Origin of the sequence: Anaerolinea thermophila UNI-1 (assembly GCF_000199675.1) — a bacterium.
Classification (GTDB): Bacteria; Chloroflexota; Anaerolineae; order Anaerolineales; family Anaerolineaceae; genus Anaerolinea; species Anaerolinea thermophila.
The window spans coordinates 871,488-887,512 of the sequence record NC_014960.1; the positions used below are offsets into that span (position 1 = coordinate 871,488).

A 16,025-nucleotide genomic window follows, 5' to 3' on the forward strand; every position below is an offset into this window, starting at 1 on the left:
TTTTCACCCGAATTGGTGAAAAATAAACATATTTGATTTACATTATCATATTATCACACAATTTGTCCAAAGGATATGGGGAATATTTCTCATCTGGTCATGAAGAGAAAGAAAGTCGGTATAATCCCTTTAGATGAAACTGGTTACCTGGAATTGTCAGGGGGCTTTCCGCCGAAAGTATCCGGCATTAGCCGCGCTTCAGCCGGATCTGGCAGTGGTGCAGGAATGCGAAAGCCTCGAGCGCATTTCCTGGAAGCAGGGCAATGCGCCCACCCATACCTTCTGGTATGGGGAAAAACCCACCCGCGGGGTGGGCATTTTCTCGTGGACGCAAACGTCCTTTCGAGTCAAAGAGGGATTCGATACCTCTATTCACTATGCCATTCCCGTTGAAGTCGAAGCCCCGATTCCGTTTCATGTGATTGCCGTGTGGACAATGAAACACGCCGACTGGCGGCTGGCGTACAGCGGGCAGGCGTACCGCGCACTGGGAGTGTATCGGGAGTTCATCTTATCTGCAGACACGGTGATTCTGGGGGATTTCAACAGCAATCAGCGCACTGCACCGCGGGGACGCGTCGGCAGTCACGCCGTGCTGGCGGCAAATCTGCACACTCTGGGGTTGATCAGCGCTTATCACTTCGCCACCGGTGAAAAGAGTGGAAATGAAACCCATCCCACGTTCTTTCACGGACGTAAAACCGAACAGGCAGGGCATATTGACTATGTGTTCATCCCCTCGCGCTGGATTCGGCGGCTGAAAAGCGTCCAAGTGGGTAATCCGGGGGAGTGGCTGGCGTACAGCGATCACTGTCCGGTGATGGTGGAGTTCGTTCCAAAATATCCAAACCGCATGGTGTAGCCAGTAAAAATTTCAGGCGGAGGGGAAAACCTCCGCCTGAGCGACCGTCAAATGCTTTTCACTCTATTGCGGCAGTATGGGGTAGGTCATCCCGCCCTGGGGGAAGACCAGCACACTGGCTTTTTCCGGGAAGCGTTTCTTCGCCAGTTCCAGCGCGGTTTGTACATTGGGAACAAACGAGACGAAGGGCAGGCGTTCATGAATTTCCTGCGGGATGGTAGGGGCATAAAGCAGAAGCGTGCCGTGGAGCATGGCTTGCAGGGCAAAGTACAGGAAGAATTTATCTTCCTCTCCCATGCCTTTTAGTTTAAGTTTGGGGACGCGCGGCAAGAGCAGGGGCGCCAGCAATTTCAGCACTTTGCGCCCAACCGGCAGTTTTCGGTTTGCCAGCCCAAACACCCCCACGCCTTCCTCCGCGCGAATGGTGGTGATCATCACTCCGCCGGGTTTGAGCGCGCGGATGGTATTCGCCAGGGCTTTGACTCCCTGCCGCAAGTCCTGATCCATAGGATACGATGCAGTGATGAGCACGTCGGCTTGGGCAGGGATGGGCACGCCGTAAATTTGCGCGCTCACCTGCGTCCCGGCGCGGTGGGCGTGGATGGGATGCCCACTGACCACCTTGACCACTTCCAGCGCGCTGTTCAGCACGGCATTGACGATAAACACCCTGCCTTTCAGCATCTGCGCGCCTTCTTCGAGGTCAAGACGCATGGGGTTATGTTCAATGGGCTGTCCCACCATGTTGAAAGTGTCGGGGTGGCAGTTCAGCCCGTGGTTGTGGGCAATGGTGGCGCGTCCTGCCACACCGGGGATGAGATTCTTATATCCTCCACCGAAACTGGCGATGATGTGCGGCTCGATACAGCCAATCGAGACGATTAAGTCTGCTTCAGCCACCGTTTTATTGATGTAAACCGGCGTCCCTCGGGAAGTGGTGCCCAAAAAGGCAAGGCGCTCGGGGGTATCGCAGTCGTGGCTTTCCCACTGCACGCGGCTCATCCATTCCCCGCCGATGCGCTGAGCGACTTCCTCTGCTTGCATGGGGCGGTGTACTCCCAGAGCGGGAATCACCGTCACCTGTTCAGCGGAGATACCGCCGCGCTCCAGTTCTGCCATCACGGCGGGGAAGATTTGCGCTACCGGCGTGGGACGACTGCCGTCGTCGGTCACCACCACTACACGTTTGGCATCCCGTGCCAGTTCCGCCAGGGGTGGACTGCCGATGACCTCTTGCAGACTGCGAGCGGTTTCTTCCTTTGGGCTGGACACGCCGGGCAGGGGGGAAGGTCCCAGCACTCCCAACAGGTGCCAGGTGGGAGGTAATTCAAGGGTGAGGGTGTCTTTCCCCCAGGGAAGGGAAATGATGGGAGAAGGATTCATGAGGATTCCTCCATGAGATCTTTTTCGGGGATATTCTTTATCATACACTCATTTTCGCTGACAAGCGGGGTAAAATTACACCCAATCTTACCCACAAGGAAAAGAACATGAGCATGATTGAGCCTTCTACCCGTTTTCCGTTTGGGGTGGTTTTATATCGGGAACCGGCGCCTTCGCCGAATGAACTTCAGCGGGATATCCAGATTCTGCGCCAGCAAGGCATACGTCTGGTGGGGTTTCCGGTGAATTGGGCAATCCTGCAACCGGCTCAGGGAGATTGGCAATGGGATGTCTACGAGTCCTGGCTCGAACATGCCCGCCAGTTAGGGATGGAAATTCTCCCTGTTTTTCAGAGCCAGCATGTCCCTGCCTGGGTTTCCCATCCTGCCTATCATCCCGAGTCCTTTGAGGCTTGGCTGGGCTTTGTGCGCGGAGTTGTCGAGCGCTGGGGCGCATGGACGGAAGTGGCGGTGTGGGGAGTGGACTGGTCAGGGGTTACCCATGACACATCCTCACTTCTTCAGTCTTTTGCCCAATGGCTGGAAGACCATTTTGGCAGTTTGAGCACCCTCAACGGGCGCTGGAAGACGGCATTTAGCCACTGGGAAGATATCCAACCGGAAAAATGGCGTCCAGAGGATGTGCCTCAACAGGTTGCTTGGCACGCTTTTCTGGAAGATTTGCAAACAGAGCAGATGAACCACCTGGTTAAGGAAATCCGCTTGGCAGATCCACGCGGGCGTGCGGTGGGTTCTTTTTTGCTGGAAGGGAAAGGCAGAGAAGTGCCAGCCGATTTTCCCGGTGTCTCCTGTTTCCCTACACGGCAGGCGGTACATCCCTGGGATGATGCCGCGGCTCATCCCGAAAAGCACATCCGTCAGAAGGAAACCGTTCTTGCCCGGATGCTTTCCGTGGCATTTGTGGGAGACCATTCTCGAAGGCTGGGGGAAAATGAGCAAGGGTTCTGGCTTGCTCCCTTACAGGCAGGGGCTGAGCAAACTCTCTGGCAGGCAGAAGAGCCGCTCTCTCCGGAAGAACTGCGCCGCTGGGTGCTGACGGCTCTCAGCACCGGAGCGGCGGGTGTGCTCTTTTCGGGCGTTCGCCCGGGGATGAATCCGTACGGGCGCGGTTTTTCTCTGCTCGAAAGCGAGGGCGAGTCCTCGCCACGCCTGCGGGAAGCGGCTTTGCTGGCAAAGGCGCTCGAACCTTATGCAGACCTGTTCACGCAGGGGCATCTTGCCGATGTGCAGGTGGGGATTGTGCTGGATGATCTGAACCGGCGGGTGTGTGAATCCCTGCCCGGTATGGGGGAGCATTACCACTACAGTGTGCGCGGATGGCATCGCTTGTTGTGGGAAGAGGGCTTTCCAATGGACTTTGTCCCTGCCAGTCTGGTGGATGAGTCCCTGGCAGAACGTTACCGTGCGCTCGTTTTACCTTTCCCGCTGGCACTGGAGGATGAAACCGCCCGCCGTCTTTCGGCTTATGTCTCTGCGGGGGGCAATCTGGTCAGTGAAGTAGGCGCAGGGATGCTAAATGAAGATGGTTGGGCGGTTTCCGGCGAGTTCTCCCCCCTCTTGCGCTATCTCTTTGGCGTGCGGGTGGTGAATCAGCGTCTGATTGGTGAACCTGAGGAATCCCCCCGCTGGTCAATAGCCGGAAAGCGTCAGGGAGGTGCCGATGAGCCTGGCTATCTCGAAGGGCGCGGTCCCATGGAGGGCTTGCGGGTGCGCGCTAACTGGCTGATTCAGCAGTACGAAAACCAGGGCAGTCAGCCGGTGTTCTGGTATCGTGGACGTCCGGCAGGTTCTTTCCGGGTGGGGGTACGTGGTCAGGCATGGCTGATTGGTACGGTCGTGGGACACAGCGCCTTTGCGCATGTTGAACTGGAATCGCGCCTTTTTGTGCATCGTCTTATGGAGTGGTTTGGGGTTCATCCTCAACGGATAGGAAATGTGCTGGTACGCAGTCGCGTCTCTGGTAACAGGGAAGCCTGGTTCCTTACCAACCCAACTGCTGAAACTGTCACCGCACAGATTTCTCTGCCGGGGCAGTGGGGGGAGGATTTGCTGGGATTACCGTTGGAGTGGCGCGAAGGAAAAGCCCTCCTGACACTGAAACCGTTTGAGGTCAGGGTTATTTTGGCAAATTCGGATAAACAAATGTAATTATTTGTAATAAATCTGTAATTTTTCCTCACGCTTTCCTGGAGGGAGGCTGTGTATAATTAAATATCGTTAACGCCAAATTCGGTCTCGGGAAATGCCTGCTTGAACCATCTCTGGAGGGAATATGCATAAAAGCGTCGCCTTGAGAATCGGGTCGATCTGGGGAATCTTCCTGATGTTGATTGGGGCTTTGCCAATCGTACCGGTACAGGCTCGTCCGCTGGCTCAGCCAACCACAGATGTCTCTCTCAATGTACCGGCAGAGACCATGCTGGGACAGCCCTTCACTTTCACGGTGACCTTTGATAACAATGGTACCGCGCCCGGGTATGGACCTTTCATTGACTTGATCCTTCCAGCAACTGGTGCAGATGGAGATGATGGGCTCACCTTTGCCGGTGCAACCTATTTGGGGCTGCCATTGTCTTCGGTGGTATTAACTTTTCCAGCTCCGACAGGCTGTGTGGCTCACCCCTATGCGGTAGATACCAGCGGCGCGCCGGTGCAGGTGTGCGGCACTCCGGGCGATCAACTGGTGGTTTTGCTCCTTCCTTTTGGCTCGTTCTTCCCTGATCAGCCGCCGGTGGAAGTGAACGTCAGCGTCAACATGAACAATTATGCTGATGTAGACACTCCGCTGACCATTCAGGCGCGCGGCGGCTATCAGTTTGGCGAGACGCCGGTGTCCGACCCATCTACAGACCCCTCCATTGTTGGTGGATGGACAACGGCTTCGACAACCCCGACCCTGATTCGTGTGGTTAAGACCTACCTTGGGCCGGAAGATGAAACGGTTACCGGCCCCAATTTTCCCCGCACGTACCGCATTGCAGTAGATATCCCTGTCGGGCAGACCATCACCAACCTGACGGTGACTGATTTGCTTCCTCCCAATCTAGCGTTTCTGGCGGTTACCTCTACTTCACCGGGTGGGGCTGTGGTGCTCGACCAGCCTGCCACCCCGGGCGCGCAATTGCCTCCGAACAATGACTTAATTGTGCGTTGGGCTTCTGTCACTGGAGGGGCTAGTGACACCGACGTGGTAGTTGAATTTACTTTTTACGTTCCTCTGAATGATGCGAGCGGTAATCCTGTTCTTAATCCAATCACGGGTGATGATGTCCTCTCTCTGAACGACTCTCGTGCAGAAGGCAATTGGACGCCGTTGGATCCCCGCGATACCGCTGGGCTGGTAACCTCGAATATGCCCCCCAGCGATTACACCATTACGCTGAAATCCATTGCCATTCAAAAATCGGTGGCAAACCTCTCGCCTGCACCGCTTTCTCCGGGCGATACGCTGGAATACACCTTACAGGTGCAGGTTTCTGATTTCTTTGCCCTGACGGATATTATCATTGACGATTTATTCTCCGACGGTCAAGCCTGGGACGCCACCTTTACGCCGACGCTTTCGGTGACCGAGCATGGCGCAACAACCAGTGCACCGATGAACTCCGCTAATTACACGGTGATTCCCAATGCCTTTTTGGGTTTCACCGAGGTAACTTTCCGCGTCTCATCAGAACTGCAGAGCCGCGGGCTGGATCGTATTCTGTTGGGTGGATGCGTACCCGATGGCGGTACGGGTGGTCCCGTCCCGGATTGCGGCGCGTACAATGGCGGTGCCACCACCCTGACCCTGCGCTTCCGCACGGTGGTGCAGGAAAATTTCCTGTATAACTATCCCTCCGGCGATCCCTCGGTGGATCAGGGGGATATGCTGAACAATTTGGTTACGGCGATGTCGAATGTGCTGAATGTGGCGAACCTGACTCCCACTGGAGAAGATGAGCAGGATTCCAGTCAAGCAGAAACCTCCATCCCGCGTGGCGCGGGGGATAAGACGATTTACGCCATCAATGGGGTAGTGTGTTCGCCCCAACCCTGTACTTCGGTGCGGGTTGCCCCTGCCGATACGGTTACCTACCGTCTGCGCTATACCCTGCCCACCAGCGATGTGGAGAACCTGTATCTGATTGACTATCTCCCTCTGCCGGTATTCAATGCTACTGAGGTTACCACTTTTAATCCCACTGTGAGCCCGGCGGCGCCTCCAGCTGGGCAGGCAAAGTTTGGCCCTGCCGATACCTTCTACGCCTATTCGAGCCTTGTTCCTGCCCTGACGACCAGCACAGCACAAAACAGCGTACGCTTTGATTACGGCAGTTATGACAGTGCCTCCAATCAATCCACGACGGTAGATATCCTCTTTACTGTAACAGTGCGCAGTGATCCTTTTGCTGATGGCTTGTACCTGACCAATCAATTGCGCGGACACGAGGGTGCAACCAACGCTGGCGATAGTGTTGCCGATTCGATTGTGCAAATTCAACTTACCGAACCGATATTGAATATTCGTAAGGGGGTGGTGTGGTCAGAAAATTCTGCTGCGGTTTTCAACCCGTCTCAAGTTGCACCTGCAGGGGTAACCTTCTCGGGTTCGGGGTGTCCACGCTTTAGCGGAACGGTCAACTCCAGCGGACTTGCCACTCAGCCCATTAACAGCAACATCACCGGCGGGGTGGATGCCGGCGACCGCTTGACCTTTGCTATCACCGTCGAGAACACCGGAAGTGGCTTGAACGGCGCGTTTGACGTGCGCATCGCCGATACCCTCCCAGCAGGCATGACCTACGTGCCCGGTTCGCTCTGCGTGACCGACGGTACGGGTGCGGCAATCGGGTACTCCGGCGCGGAGACAGATTTGTTCGGTACGGGCATTGTGCTTAACGATCCGGGCCCCACGGCAAATCCAGCGGGCGCACTGGATCCCTATGATGCCAGCAACGGACGCAACATCGCTGTAGTTACGTTTGACGTAACGCTGGATGGTACGCTGGTTTCTGGTGCTTCCCTTGTTAATACCGCTTTGCTGACGAATTATGCTGGTAGTGAAGGCGGTGCTGATCACACCCCAACCGATTTGACGGATCAGGCTACGGTGCAGGCGCGCACTGCCGGGCTGGGAAAGATTTTCACCACCGAAATTATCAATTCGGTGAACAGTGTTACCCAGGCGGTGATTGGGGAATTGGTCACCTATACCGTGCGCATTACCGTGCCGGAAGGGGTGATGAATAATGTGGCCGTGCAGGATGATCTCCCGGCTGGGTTGGCATTTGTGGACTGTTTGGGAATTACCGCTTCAACGGATGTAAGCACCAATTTGAGCGGTGGGTTTGCTACCGCCTGTAACGATCCGATCAATCCCACCGTCAACTTGAATGGGCATACGGTTGTCTTCAATCTCGGCACGCTGACCAATGCTAACCGTGATAACAGCACCGATGAATATGTGGATATTCAATTCACCGCGGTGGTGCTGAATGAACTGGGCAATCAGGCAGGAACCACCCTGCGCAATACTGCCCGCCTAATTGTGGATGGCGGAGCAGGGGGAACTGCAACTGTGCAGAGTGCTGATTTGACGGTTATTGAACCGCAGGTAAATACCTCGAAATCGGCTTCCCCCAATACGAATTTGGATGCCGGGGATGTAGTGACCTTCACCATTACTCTTAATAATCCAAATAGCGCGGCCGATACGGACGCCTATGATGTGGTGATGACTGATGTTATCCCCGCGCTATTCACTTACGTGCCCGGAAGCTTTACCGTAAGTGCGTGTTCGGCAGGTGTGCCTGTGCTGAATGATACTGCTTTACCGACCCTGACGGCCACCTTTGCTACTTTCCCGCGCAACACTTCCTGTACATTGACCTTCCAGGCGACAGTAAATAACACCGTGCGGGCGGGCAATCCAACAGTGACCAACACGGCCACCACCACCTGGACCAGCCTGAGCGGCTCCCCGGGAGACCGTTCACCCTACAACACCAGTTCGGAAGAGCGCGACGGCAGTGGTGCGCCGCTGAACGATTACCTTTCTTCTGAGCCTGAACCGGTAAATTTTGCCAATACAGCCACCACCAAATATCTGGTAGCCACTTCCGAGGGACATACCTCAGGCGCCAGTGTGGCGGTTGGCGAAATTGTGCGCTACCGTGTGGTGGTACGGGTGCCAGAGGGCACGCAACCGAATTTCCAGATTCGCGATAACCTGCCTCCCGGCTTAACCTTCCTGAACGATGGCACGGCAACGCTTGCCTTTGTATCCAACGGCGCCGGGTTCACCTCGACGGGAATTGGGATTGTTCCGGCGATTCCTGCAGGTTGCACGGTGCCCGGCAGTACTGCCAATGCTACCACGCCAGCATCGCCCCTGCCCTGTACCCTGGCGGATGGCAATATTGGAAGTACCGGTAGCACTGCTACCAATTTGGATAACTATACTGACGCCGCCGGTTCCTTCACGGGCGTAGATGTGTACTTCAAATTGGGCAATCTAGTGAATGCGGATTCGGATCCCGATTACGAGTATGTGGTGATCGAATTCAATGCCTTTGTGGATAACAATTATCCGACCAATCCGAACGATACCGGAGATACTCGTGGAAACTCAGCCAATACTTATGTGAATGGATCTTCAAATTCTACTTCCAATACAGTGAATGTGGTTGTTGCCGAGCCTTTGCTCACCATCAGCAAGACGGCTTCGATTGCCTCTGGCGATGCCGGTGATCCGGTGACCTTTACCATTACCGTAGGCGCGCAGAGTGGCGCCAACCGCACCACTGCTTTTGATCTGGTGGTCAGCGATACATTGGATGGCTATCTGGTGCCGGGAACGGTCAGTGTGACCTCATCGCAGGGCGCGACCTGCGCGGGCGGTACCCCCTTCAATGCCTCTGCCAGTTTCGCCGGGCAGGTGATGACCATGAACGCCACCTGTCTGGATCCCGGACAAACCATTACCATTACGATTGATGCCACCATCAGCCCGTCGGCGCCCAATGGCTTCAGCATCAGCAACACAGCCACGGTGACTTACACCAGCCTGCCCGGAAGCGGTACGCCGCTGGGCACTTCTACCATTCCGGGGGGAGATTACTACGGCGAGCGCAACGGCACACAGACGCCGAACCCCAACAACGATTACCGCGCCAGCAGTACCGCGATCATTGTGGCTACCAACTCTCCGCAAATTGCCAAGAGTGTTTCTCCCACGACTTACACCATTGGCGACTTGGTGACCTATAATCTGGTGGTGACCCTGCCTGAGGGGGTGACGCAGGCGCTGGTGGTGACGGACGATATTCCCGCTGGCTTGCAGGTGGAGTCTTATCAGATCATCACCTCTGCCGCGGCGAGCGGCGGCTTGCTGGCGGCAGATTACAACGGTGCCCTTCCCGCGCCAACCGTCACACAGGCGGGCGGGAGCGGCGGCGATATCACCTTCAATTTTGGCGATACTCCCACCACTGCCGATAACGTGGCGAATAATAACGCCTTCCTGATTCAGATTACCGCGCGGGTGCTGAACATTGCCAGCAATGTGGATGGAACCACCCTGACCAACACCGCTACGGTCGCTTACAACGGTCCGGCAGTGCCGCCTTCTTCGGTCAATCTCACCATTATTGAACCGACCATTGTTACCACCAAGAATGTGACACCCAATGCTAATATTCAGGCAGGGAATCTGCTTACCTACACCGTGCGCTTCACCAACACCGGCAACAGTCCGGCGTACGACATCACCGCGGTGGATACGCTGGCGCAGGGGGTAGCCTATCAGTCCGGCTCGGCGTCCTGCCAGTTCTTTGACGGGGTGACCACGGCTCCGATTGCGGTGAATGTCACTGATGCCGGCGCCACATTGACCTTCAGCGGCGTTCCGGCGGATGCCTGGGATTTACCGGTGACTGATCCGGATGCCTATATCGAGTGTACGTATCAGGCGCTGGCGCTTTCGAGCCTGCACCTGGATGGTGCGCATGTCAATACCATAGATGCTGACTGGTCCTCGCACAACGGCAGTGACGCCTTCGAGCGGGTGTATGACGACACTACGTCTTATCCCAACGACGGCACGCAGGATACCGCCAGCGCTACCTTTACCAGCCCGGCACCAACTTTCAGCAAGAGCGATGGCGGTTTGACCTCAGCCACCATCGGGCAGGTGATTTCATACACCCTCACGATGCAGTCGCCGCTGGGGACTCTGCGCAACCTGACCATTACCGATACCCTGCCTGCCGGGTTGATTTACCAGACCGGTAGTTTGAGCGTGAGCGCGGGCATCACCGCGCCGGTGAGCGTGACCGTCAGTTCGCCTAATGATGGTACTGCGCCGGTGACCCTGACGGTGGACTTTGGCAACGCGGTGGTTTCTTCCAGCCCGGTGACGTTGACCTTTACCGCTCAGGTAGCCAACGTGGCGGGTAATCAGCAGGGTATCTCTCTGAATAATACCGCCTCGCTGACATACACGGACGCAACAGGTACGACCAGGACGCTCAACGCCAGTGACCCGGTCACGCTGGTGGAACCCGCCATGACCCTCAGCAAAGCCGTTGTGCCGCCCACTCCAGCGGATGCCGGCGGCGTGGCGACCTATACCTTGGTGCTTGCTAATCCTGGCGGAGCCAATGTCAGCCCGGCTTACGATGTTCACTTGGTGGACACTTTACCGGCAGGACTGACTCTTGACCTGGGTTCGATTTCCGTCAATCTGGTGGGCGGTGCCGCAGGGGTGACGGATGCTTCTGCGGGCAACACAGTGGACATTACTATCGGCGTGATTCCGCCCGGCGGAAGCGCTACCGTGACTTTCACCGCCACGCTGGATGCCAATATTCAGCCCGGGCAAACCTTCAATAATACCGCTAATGCCGATTGGACTTCGCTCTCTGGCTCGGTTTCCGGCGAGCGCGACGGCAGTGGCGGGGTCAATGATTACCGTACCAGCACTTCGGCGAATTTCACGTCTGCCGGGTACACTCTGAGCAAAGCCCTGGTGGCGACTTCCGCCGGACATACCTCGGGAGCCAACCTGACCATCGGCGAGACGGTGACCTTTGAACTGGCAGTTTCTCTGCCTGAAGGCACCATCCCTGCGCCGGTGGTGGTGACAGATGATTTGCCCGTCGGTCTGGCTTATGTGACCGGCAGTGGCGCGCTGGATGTCACCGGCTTCAACGGCACGGTGGACAGCACTGATCCGGTGATTACTTCAGCCGGCGGCAGTGGCGATGATGTGGTCTTCACCTTCAACCAGCCTGTTGTTGTCAATGCCGACAACGATCCGGCGAACAATACCCTGCGCCTGCGTTTGACCGCCCGGGTGGTCAACGAACTGGCGAATCAAAATGGCGTTTCCCTGACTAACAATGCCAGTTTGCAGGCGGGCAGTGGTCCGGTGGTGCAGGCATCGCCGGTGACGGTCACGTTGGTGGAGCCTGACCTGGCGCTTAACAAGACTGCCAGCACAACCACACCGGGATTGGGTCAGGTGGTTACCTTTACGCTGACGGTGGCGCACTCTGCCGCCAGCAGTGCCGATGCTCAGGACGTGGTGCTGACCGATGTTATCCCTGCCGGGTTGACCTATGTACCCGGCTCGCTGGCTTCCAGTGGCTACGCGCCGACCGTGCTGGATGACAGCGGCGCACCCAATCTGCTGGTGCGCTGGGATGTGCTTCCTCTGGGACAGAACGGGGTGATTACCTATCAGGCGCAGGTGACCACACCCAGTCTCGGTACGGCGATGACCAACAACGCCGGGCTGGTGTGGACTTCGCTCTCCGGTTCGGATAGCGGTGAACGCGACGGCAGTGGCGGCGTCAATGATTACCTTCGCGCCTCTTCGGTTACCCTGACCAGCACCGGTCCCGATTTGCAGATTTCCAAGTCCGATGGGGGTGTCTCGGTAATCCCGGGCGGCACGATTACATACACGCTCAATTACAGCAATACTGGCAACGGTGCGGCAACCGGCGTGGTGATTTCTGAAACCGTGCCGGCTCACACCACCTTTGTGGGACCGGCAGGCTGGACCTGCACGCCGAACAACAACGCCGGCAGTGTGTGTACCTATAATTTGGGTACTTTGACCCCGGGTGCTTCCGGAAGCCTGACGTATCAGGTGCAGGTGGTGAATCCGGTACCGGCGGGAGTCACCCAAATCAACAATGTGGTCTACATTGCCGATGATGGCACGCATGGCAACGACCCGACGCCAGGGAACAATACCGGCAGTGACGACACGCCGGTGGATGCCGTGCCGGACCTGACAGTGAGCAAGACAGACGGCGGGGTGACGGCGGCGCCGGGGGATGTGGTAGCCTACACCATCAGTTACGCGAATGTGGGCAATCAGGCGGCTGAGAATGTGGTGCTGACGGAGACGGTGCCAGCCAACAGCGTGTTCAACGCAGGCGCCAGCACAGCGGGATGGAACTGCACGCCGGACAACAATGCCGGAAGCACCTGCACGCTGAGTCTGGGGACGCTGGCGGGCGGCGCAAGCGGCACGGTGACCTTTGCGGTGACGGTGGACAACCCGTTACCGGCAGGGGTGACGCAGATTGCCAACACGGTGGTGATTGCGGATGACGGCGCGAACGGCGCTGATCCGACACCGGGGAATAACACTGGCAGTGACGACACGCCGGTGGATGCCGCGCCGGACCTGACGGTGAGCAAGACAGACGGCGGGGTGACGGCGGCGCCGGGGGATGTGGTAGCCTACACCATCAGTTACGCGAATGTGGGCAATCAGGCGGCTGAGAATGTGGTGCTGACGGAGACGGTGCCAGCCAACAGCGTGTTCAACGCAGGCGCCAGCACAGCGGGATGGAACTGCACGCCGGACAACAATGCCGGAAGCACCTGCACGCTGAGTCTGGGGACGCTGGCGGGCGGCGCAAGCGGCACGGTGACCTTTGCGGTGACGGTGGACAACCCGTTACCGGCAGGGGTGACGCAGATTGCCAACACGGTGGTGATTGCGGATGACGGCGCGAACGGCGCTGATCCGACACCGGGGAATAACACTGGCAGTGACGACACGCCGGTGGATGCCGCGCCGGACCTGACAGTGAGCAAGACGGACGGCGGGGTGACGGCGGCGCCGGGGGATGTGGTAGCCTACACCATCAGTTACGCGAATGTGGGCAATCAGGCGGCTGAGAATGTGGTGCTGACGGAGACGGTGCCAGCCAACAGCGTGTTCAACGCGGGTGCCAGCACAACGGGATGGAACTGCACGCCGGACAACAATGCCGGGAGCACCTGCACGCTGAGTCTGGGGACGCTGGCGGGCGGCGCAAGCGGCACGGTGACCTTTGCGGTGACGGTGGACAACCCGTTACCGGCAGGGGTGACGCAGATTGCCAACACGGTGGTGATTGCGGATGATGGCGCGAACGGCGCTGATCCGACACCGGGGAATAACACTGGCAGTGACGACACGCCGGTGGATGCCGCGCCGGACCTGACGGTGAGCAAGACGGACGGCGGGGTGACGGCGGCGCCGGGGGATGTGGTAGCCTACACCATCAGTTACGCGAATGTGGGCAATCAGGCGGCAGAGAACGTGGTGCTGACGGAGACGGTGCCAGCCAACAGCGTGTTCAATGCAGGGGCGAGTACGGTGGGGTGGAGTTGTGTACCGGACAACAATGCCGGGAGCACCTGCACGCTGAGTCTGGGGACGCTGGCGGGCGGCGCGAGCGGCACGGTGACCTTTGCGGTGACGGTGGACAACCCGTTACCGGCAGGGGTGACGCAGATTGCCAACACGGTGGTGATTGCGGATGACGGCACGAACGGTGCTGACCCGACACCGGGGAATAACACTGGCAGTGACGACACGCCCTTAGGCGCAGCGCCGGACTTAACAATTGAGAAGAGCGATGGCGTGGATCTGGTTTCTCCGGGTGAAACGCTGGTGTACACTCTGACGGTGCGCAATGTGGGCAATCAGGAAGCTACCGGAGTGGTGGTGGAGGAAACCGTTCCCAGCGGTACCACCTTCGTATCGGCTTCCAGCACGTCAGGCTGGACATGCGTTCCCGATAACAACGCCGGAAGCACCTGTACCTTGAGCCTGGGTTCGCTGGCGGCAGGTGCTACGGTGACCGTGCAGTTTGCGGTGGCGGTGGATGATCCGCTTACTCCTGATATTTTGAATATTCTGAACACGGTCACGGTACGCGATGACGGTCAAAACGGCGCTGATCCAACGCCGGACAACAACACTTCTACTGATATGGATGAGATTGGGGTGAGTGCCAAACAACTGGTAGCCACCAATCAGGACTTCACTGCCAATCCGGAAGTTGCTATCGGCGAGGTACTGACGTATGAAATCTCGCTGGATGTTCCTGCCGGTTCGGTGCAGAATCTGGTACTGACCGATACGCTGGATCGCGGGCTGGCTTTCATTGGGTGTGACTCAATTACTGCCGATCCCGCGGTGACGGCTTCGGCGGGTCCGCTGACGGCGATTTGCAACACCGCCAGCATCGCGGCTGAACCTGCGGGAAGCACCAATCCCGCTGATGCCGGGCGTAAGATGACGCTGAACTTTGGCAATGTCACCAATACCTCGCCCGAACCGCAGACGCTGGTAGTACGTTACCGTGTGGTGGTGCTGGACGTGGCGGAGAATGTCAGCGGGGTGACTTTGAACAATCATGCTCAATGGACCTGGACAGGCGGAAATGTGGAAGCAGAGGCTTCACTGGTGCGCATCATCGAACCGCGGTTGATGGTGGAAAAGACCGTTGCCCCGCGGGAAGCCATGGAAGGACAGGAAGTCACCTTTACGATTACCCTCTCCCGTCATCCGGATAGTGAGGGTCCGGCTCACAATGTGGTTTTGACCGATGTTGTGCCGTACGGCTTAACCTACGTGCCCGGATCGTGGCAGTTCGTCAGCGGTGTAGCGCCTACCACTCTGGTGGAGAGCGGAGTGCCGACGCTGACGGCAACCTGGGATGTCTTCCCAGCCAATGCCCCGGCTACCGTCTTGCAGTTCCGCGCGCGGGTGACAAACATCAAACCCGGCAGTAGCGTGACCAACGTGGCGCAGGTGGTTTGGAGCAGTCTGCCGGATTATGTGGGAGCGCCGCAGTCACCTTACAACCCGCGCTCGATTGAACGCTCTTACGTTCCGGGTTCTGTGGTGGATGTGTACGGTGCTTCGGGAAAAGCCTCTCTGCTGGTGCCGGAACTGGAACTGCCCAAGACCGGCTTTGCCCCTGGACTGGTGACCCAACTGCCTGCCCAGCCGGCTGATAAGCAATATACCGATCAGGGCATGACGCTGGAAATCCCCACGCTGGGGGTGAAGGCGCCCATCATGGGCGTACCGTTGACGGCGGAAGGCTGGGACTTAACCTGGCTGTCCAATCAGGTGGGGTATCTGGAAGGAACGGCGTTCCCCACCTGGAAAGGCAACAGCGGGTTGACCGCGCATGTGTACGGTCCCGATGGCAAGCCCGGCCCGTTTGTGAATTTGGGCAAACTCAAGTGGGGCGATACCATCATCATCCGCTACGCCGGACAGGAATACCGCTATGCGGTGCGGGTGGTCAAGCGGGTACAGCCCGATGATCTGAGTGTACTCGGCCATCAGGAACGCGCCTGGCTCACCCTCATCACCTGCCAGGGATACAACCAGCAGACAAATGATTACGCTTCCCGTGTGGTGGTGCAGGCGGTGCTGATAGAAGTGAAATAGTTCAGCCGGGCACTTGAAT

4 protein-coding genes are annotated in these 16,025 nt (G+C 57.6%); 3 read left to right on the forward strand and 1 reads right to left on the reverse strand.

The features are described 5' to 3' along the window. The first annotated feature begins 133 nt into the window (after positions 1 to 133). Entirely contained in the window at positions 134 to 862 is a 729-nt protein-coding gene (locus tag ANT_RS03995) for an endonuclease/exonuclease/phosphatase family protein (protein WP_013559226.1), read from the forward strand. A 63-nt stretch (positions 863 to 925) separates the two neighbouring features. Here ANT_RS03995 and ANT_RS04000 read toward each other — a convergent pair whose 3' ends face one another. Beyond that, positions 926 to 2,245, reverse strand: coding sequence for a nickel-dependent lactate racemase family protein (locus tag ANT_RS04000; RefSeq protein ID WP_013559227.1), 1,320 nt, complete (start codon positions 2,243 to 2,245; stop codon positions 926 to 928). 107 nt (positions 2,246 to 2,352) lie between these two features. Here ANT_RS04000 and ANT_RS04005 point away from each other — a divergent pair, with 107 nt between their 5' ends. Further along, positions 2,353 to 4,413, forward strand: a complete 2,061-nt coding sequence (locus tag ANT_RS04005; protein WP_013559228.1) for a beta-galactosidase — start codon at positions 2,353 to 2,355, stop codon at positions 4,411 to 4,413. A gap of 124 nt (positions 4,414 to 4,537) precedes the next feature. Beyond that, on the forward strand, positions 4,538 to 16,006 hold the full coding sequence (locus tag ANT_RS04010) for a sortase (protein WP_013559229.1): 11,469 nt from the start codon (positions 4,538 to 4,540) through the stop codon (positions 16,004 to 16,006). Positions 16,007 to 16,025 lie beyond the last annotated feature (19 nt).

Bases quoted from the DNA above. Each gene is read 5' to 3' on its own strand.
- ANT_RS04005 (WP_013559228.1), top strand. From the start codon at position 2,353: ATGAGCATGATTGAGCCTTCTACCCGTTTTCCGTTTGGGGTGGTTTTA.
- ANT_RS03995 (WP_013559226.1), top strand. From the start codon at position 134: ATGAAACTGGTTACCTGGAATTGTCAGGGGGCTTTCCGCCGAAAGTAT.
- ANT_RS04010 (WP_013559229.1), top strand. From the start codon at position 4,538: ATGCATAAAAGCGTCGCCTTGAGAATCGGGTCGATCTGGGGAATCTTC.
- ANT_RS04000 (WP_013559227.1), bottom strand. From the start codon at position 2,245: ATGAATCCTTCTCCCATCATTTCCCTTCCCTGGGGGAAAGACACCCTC.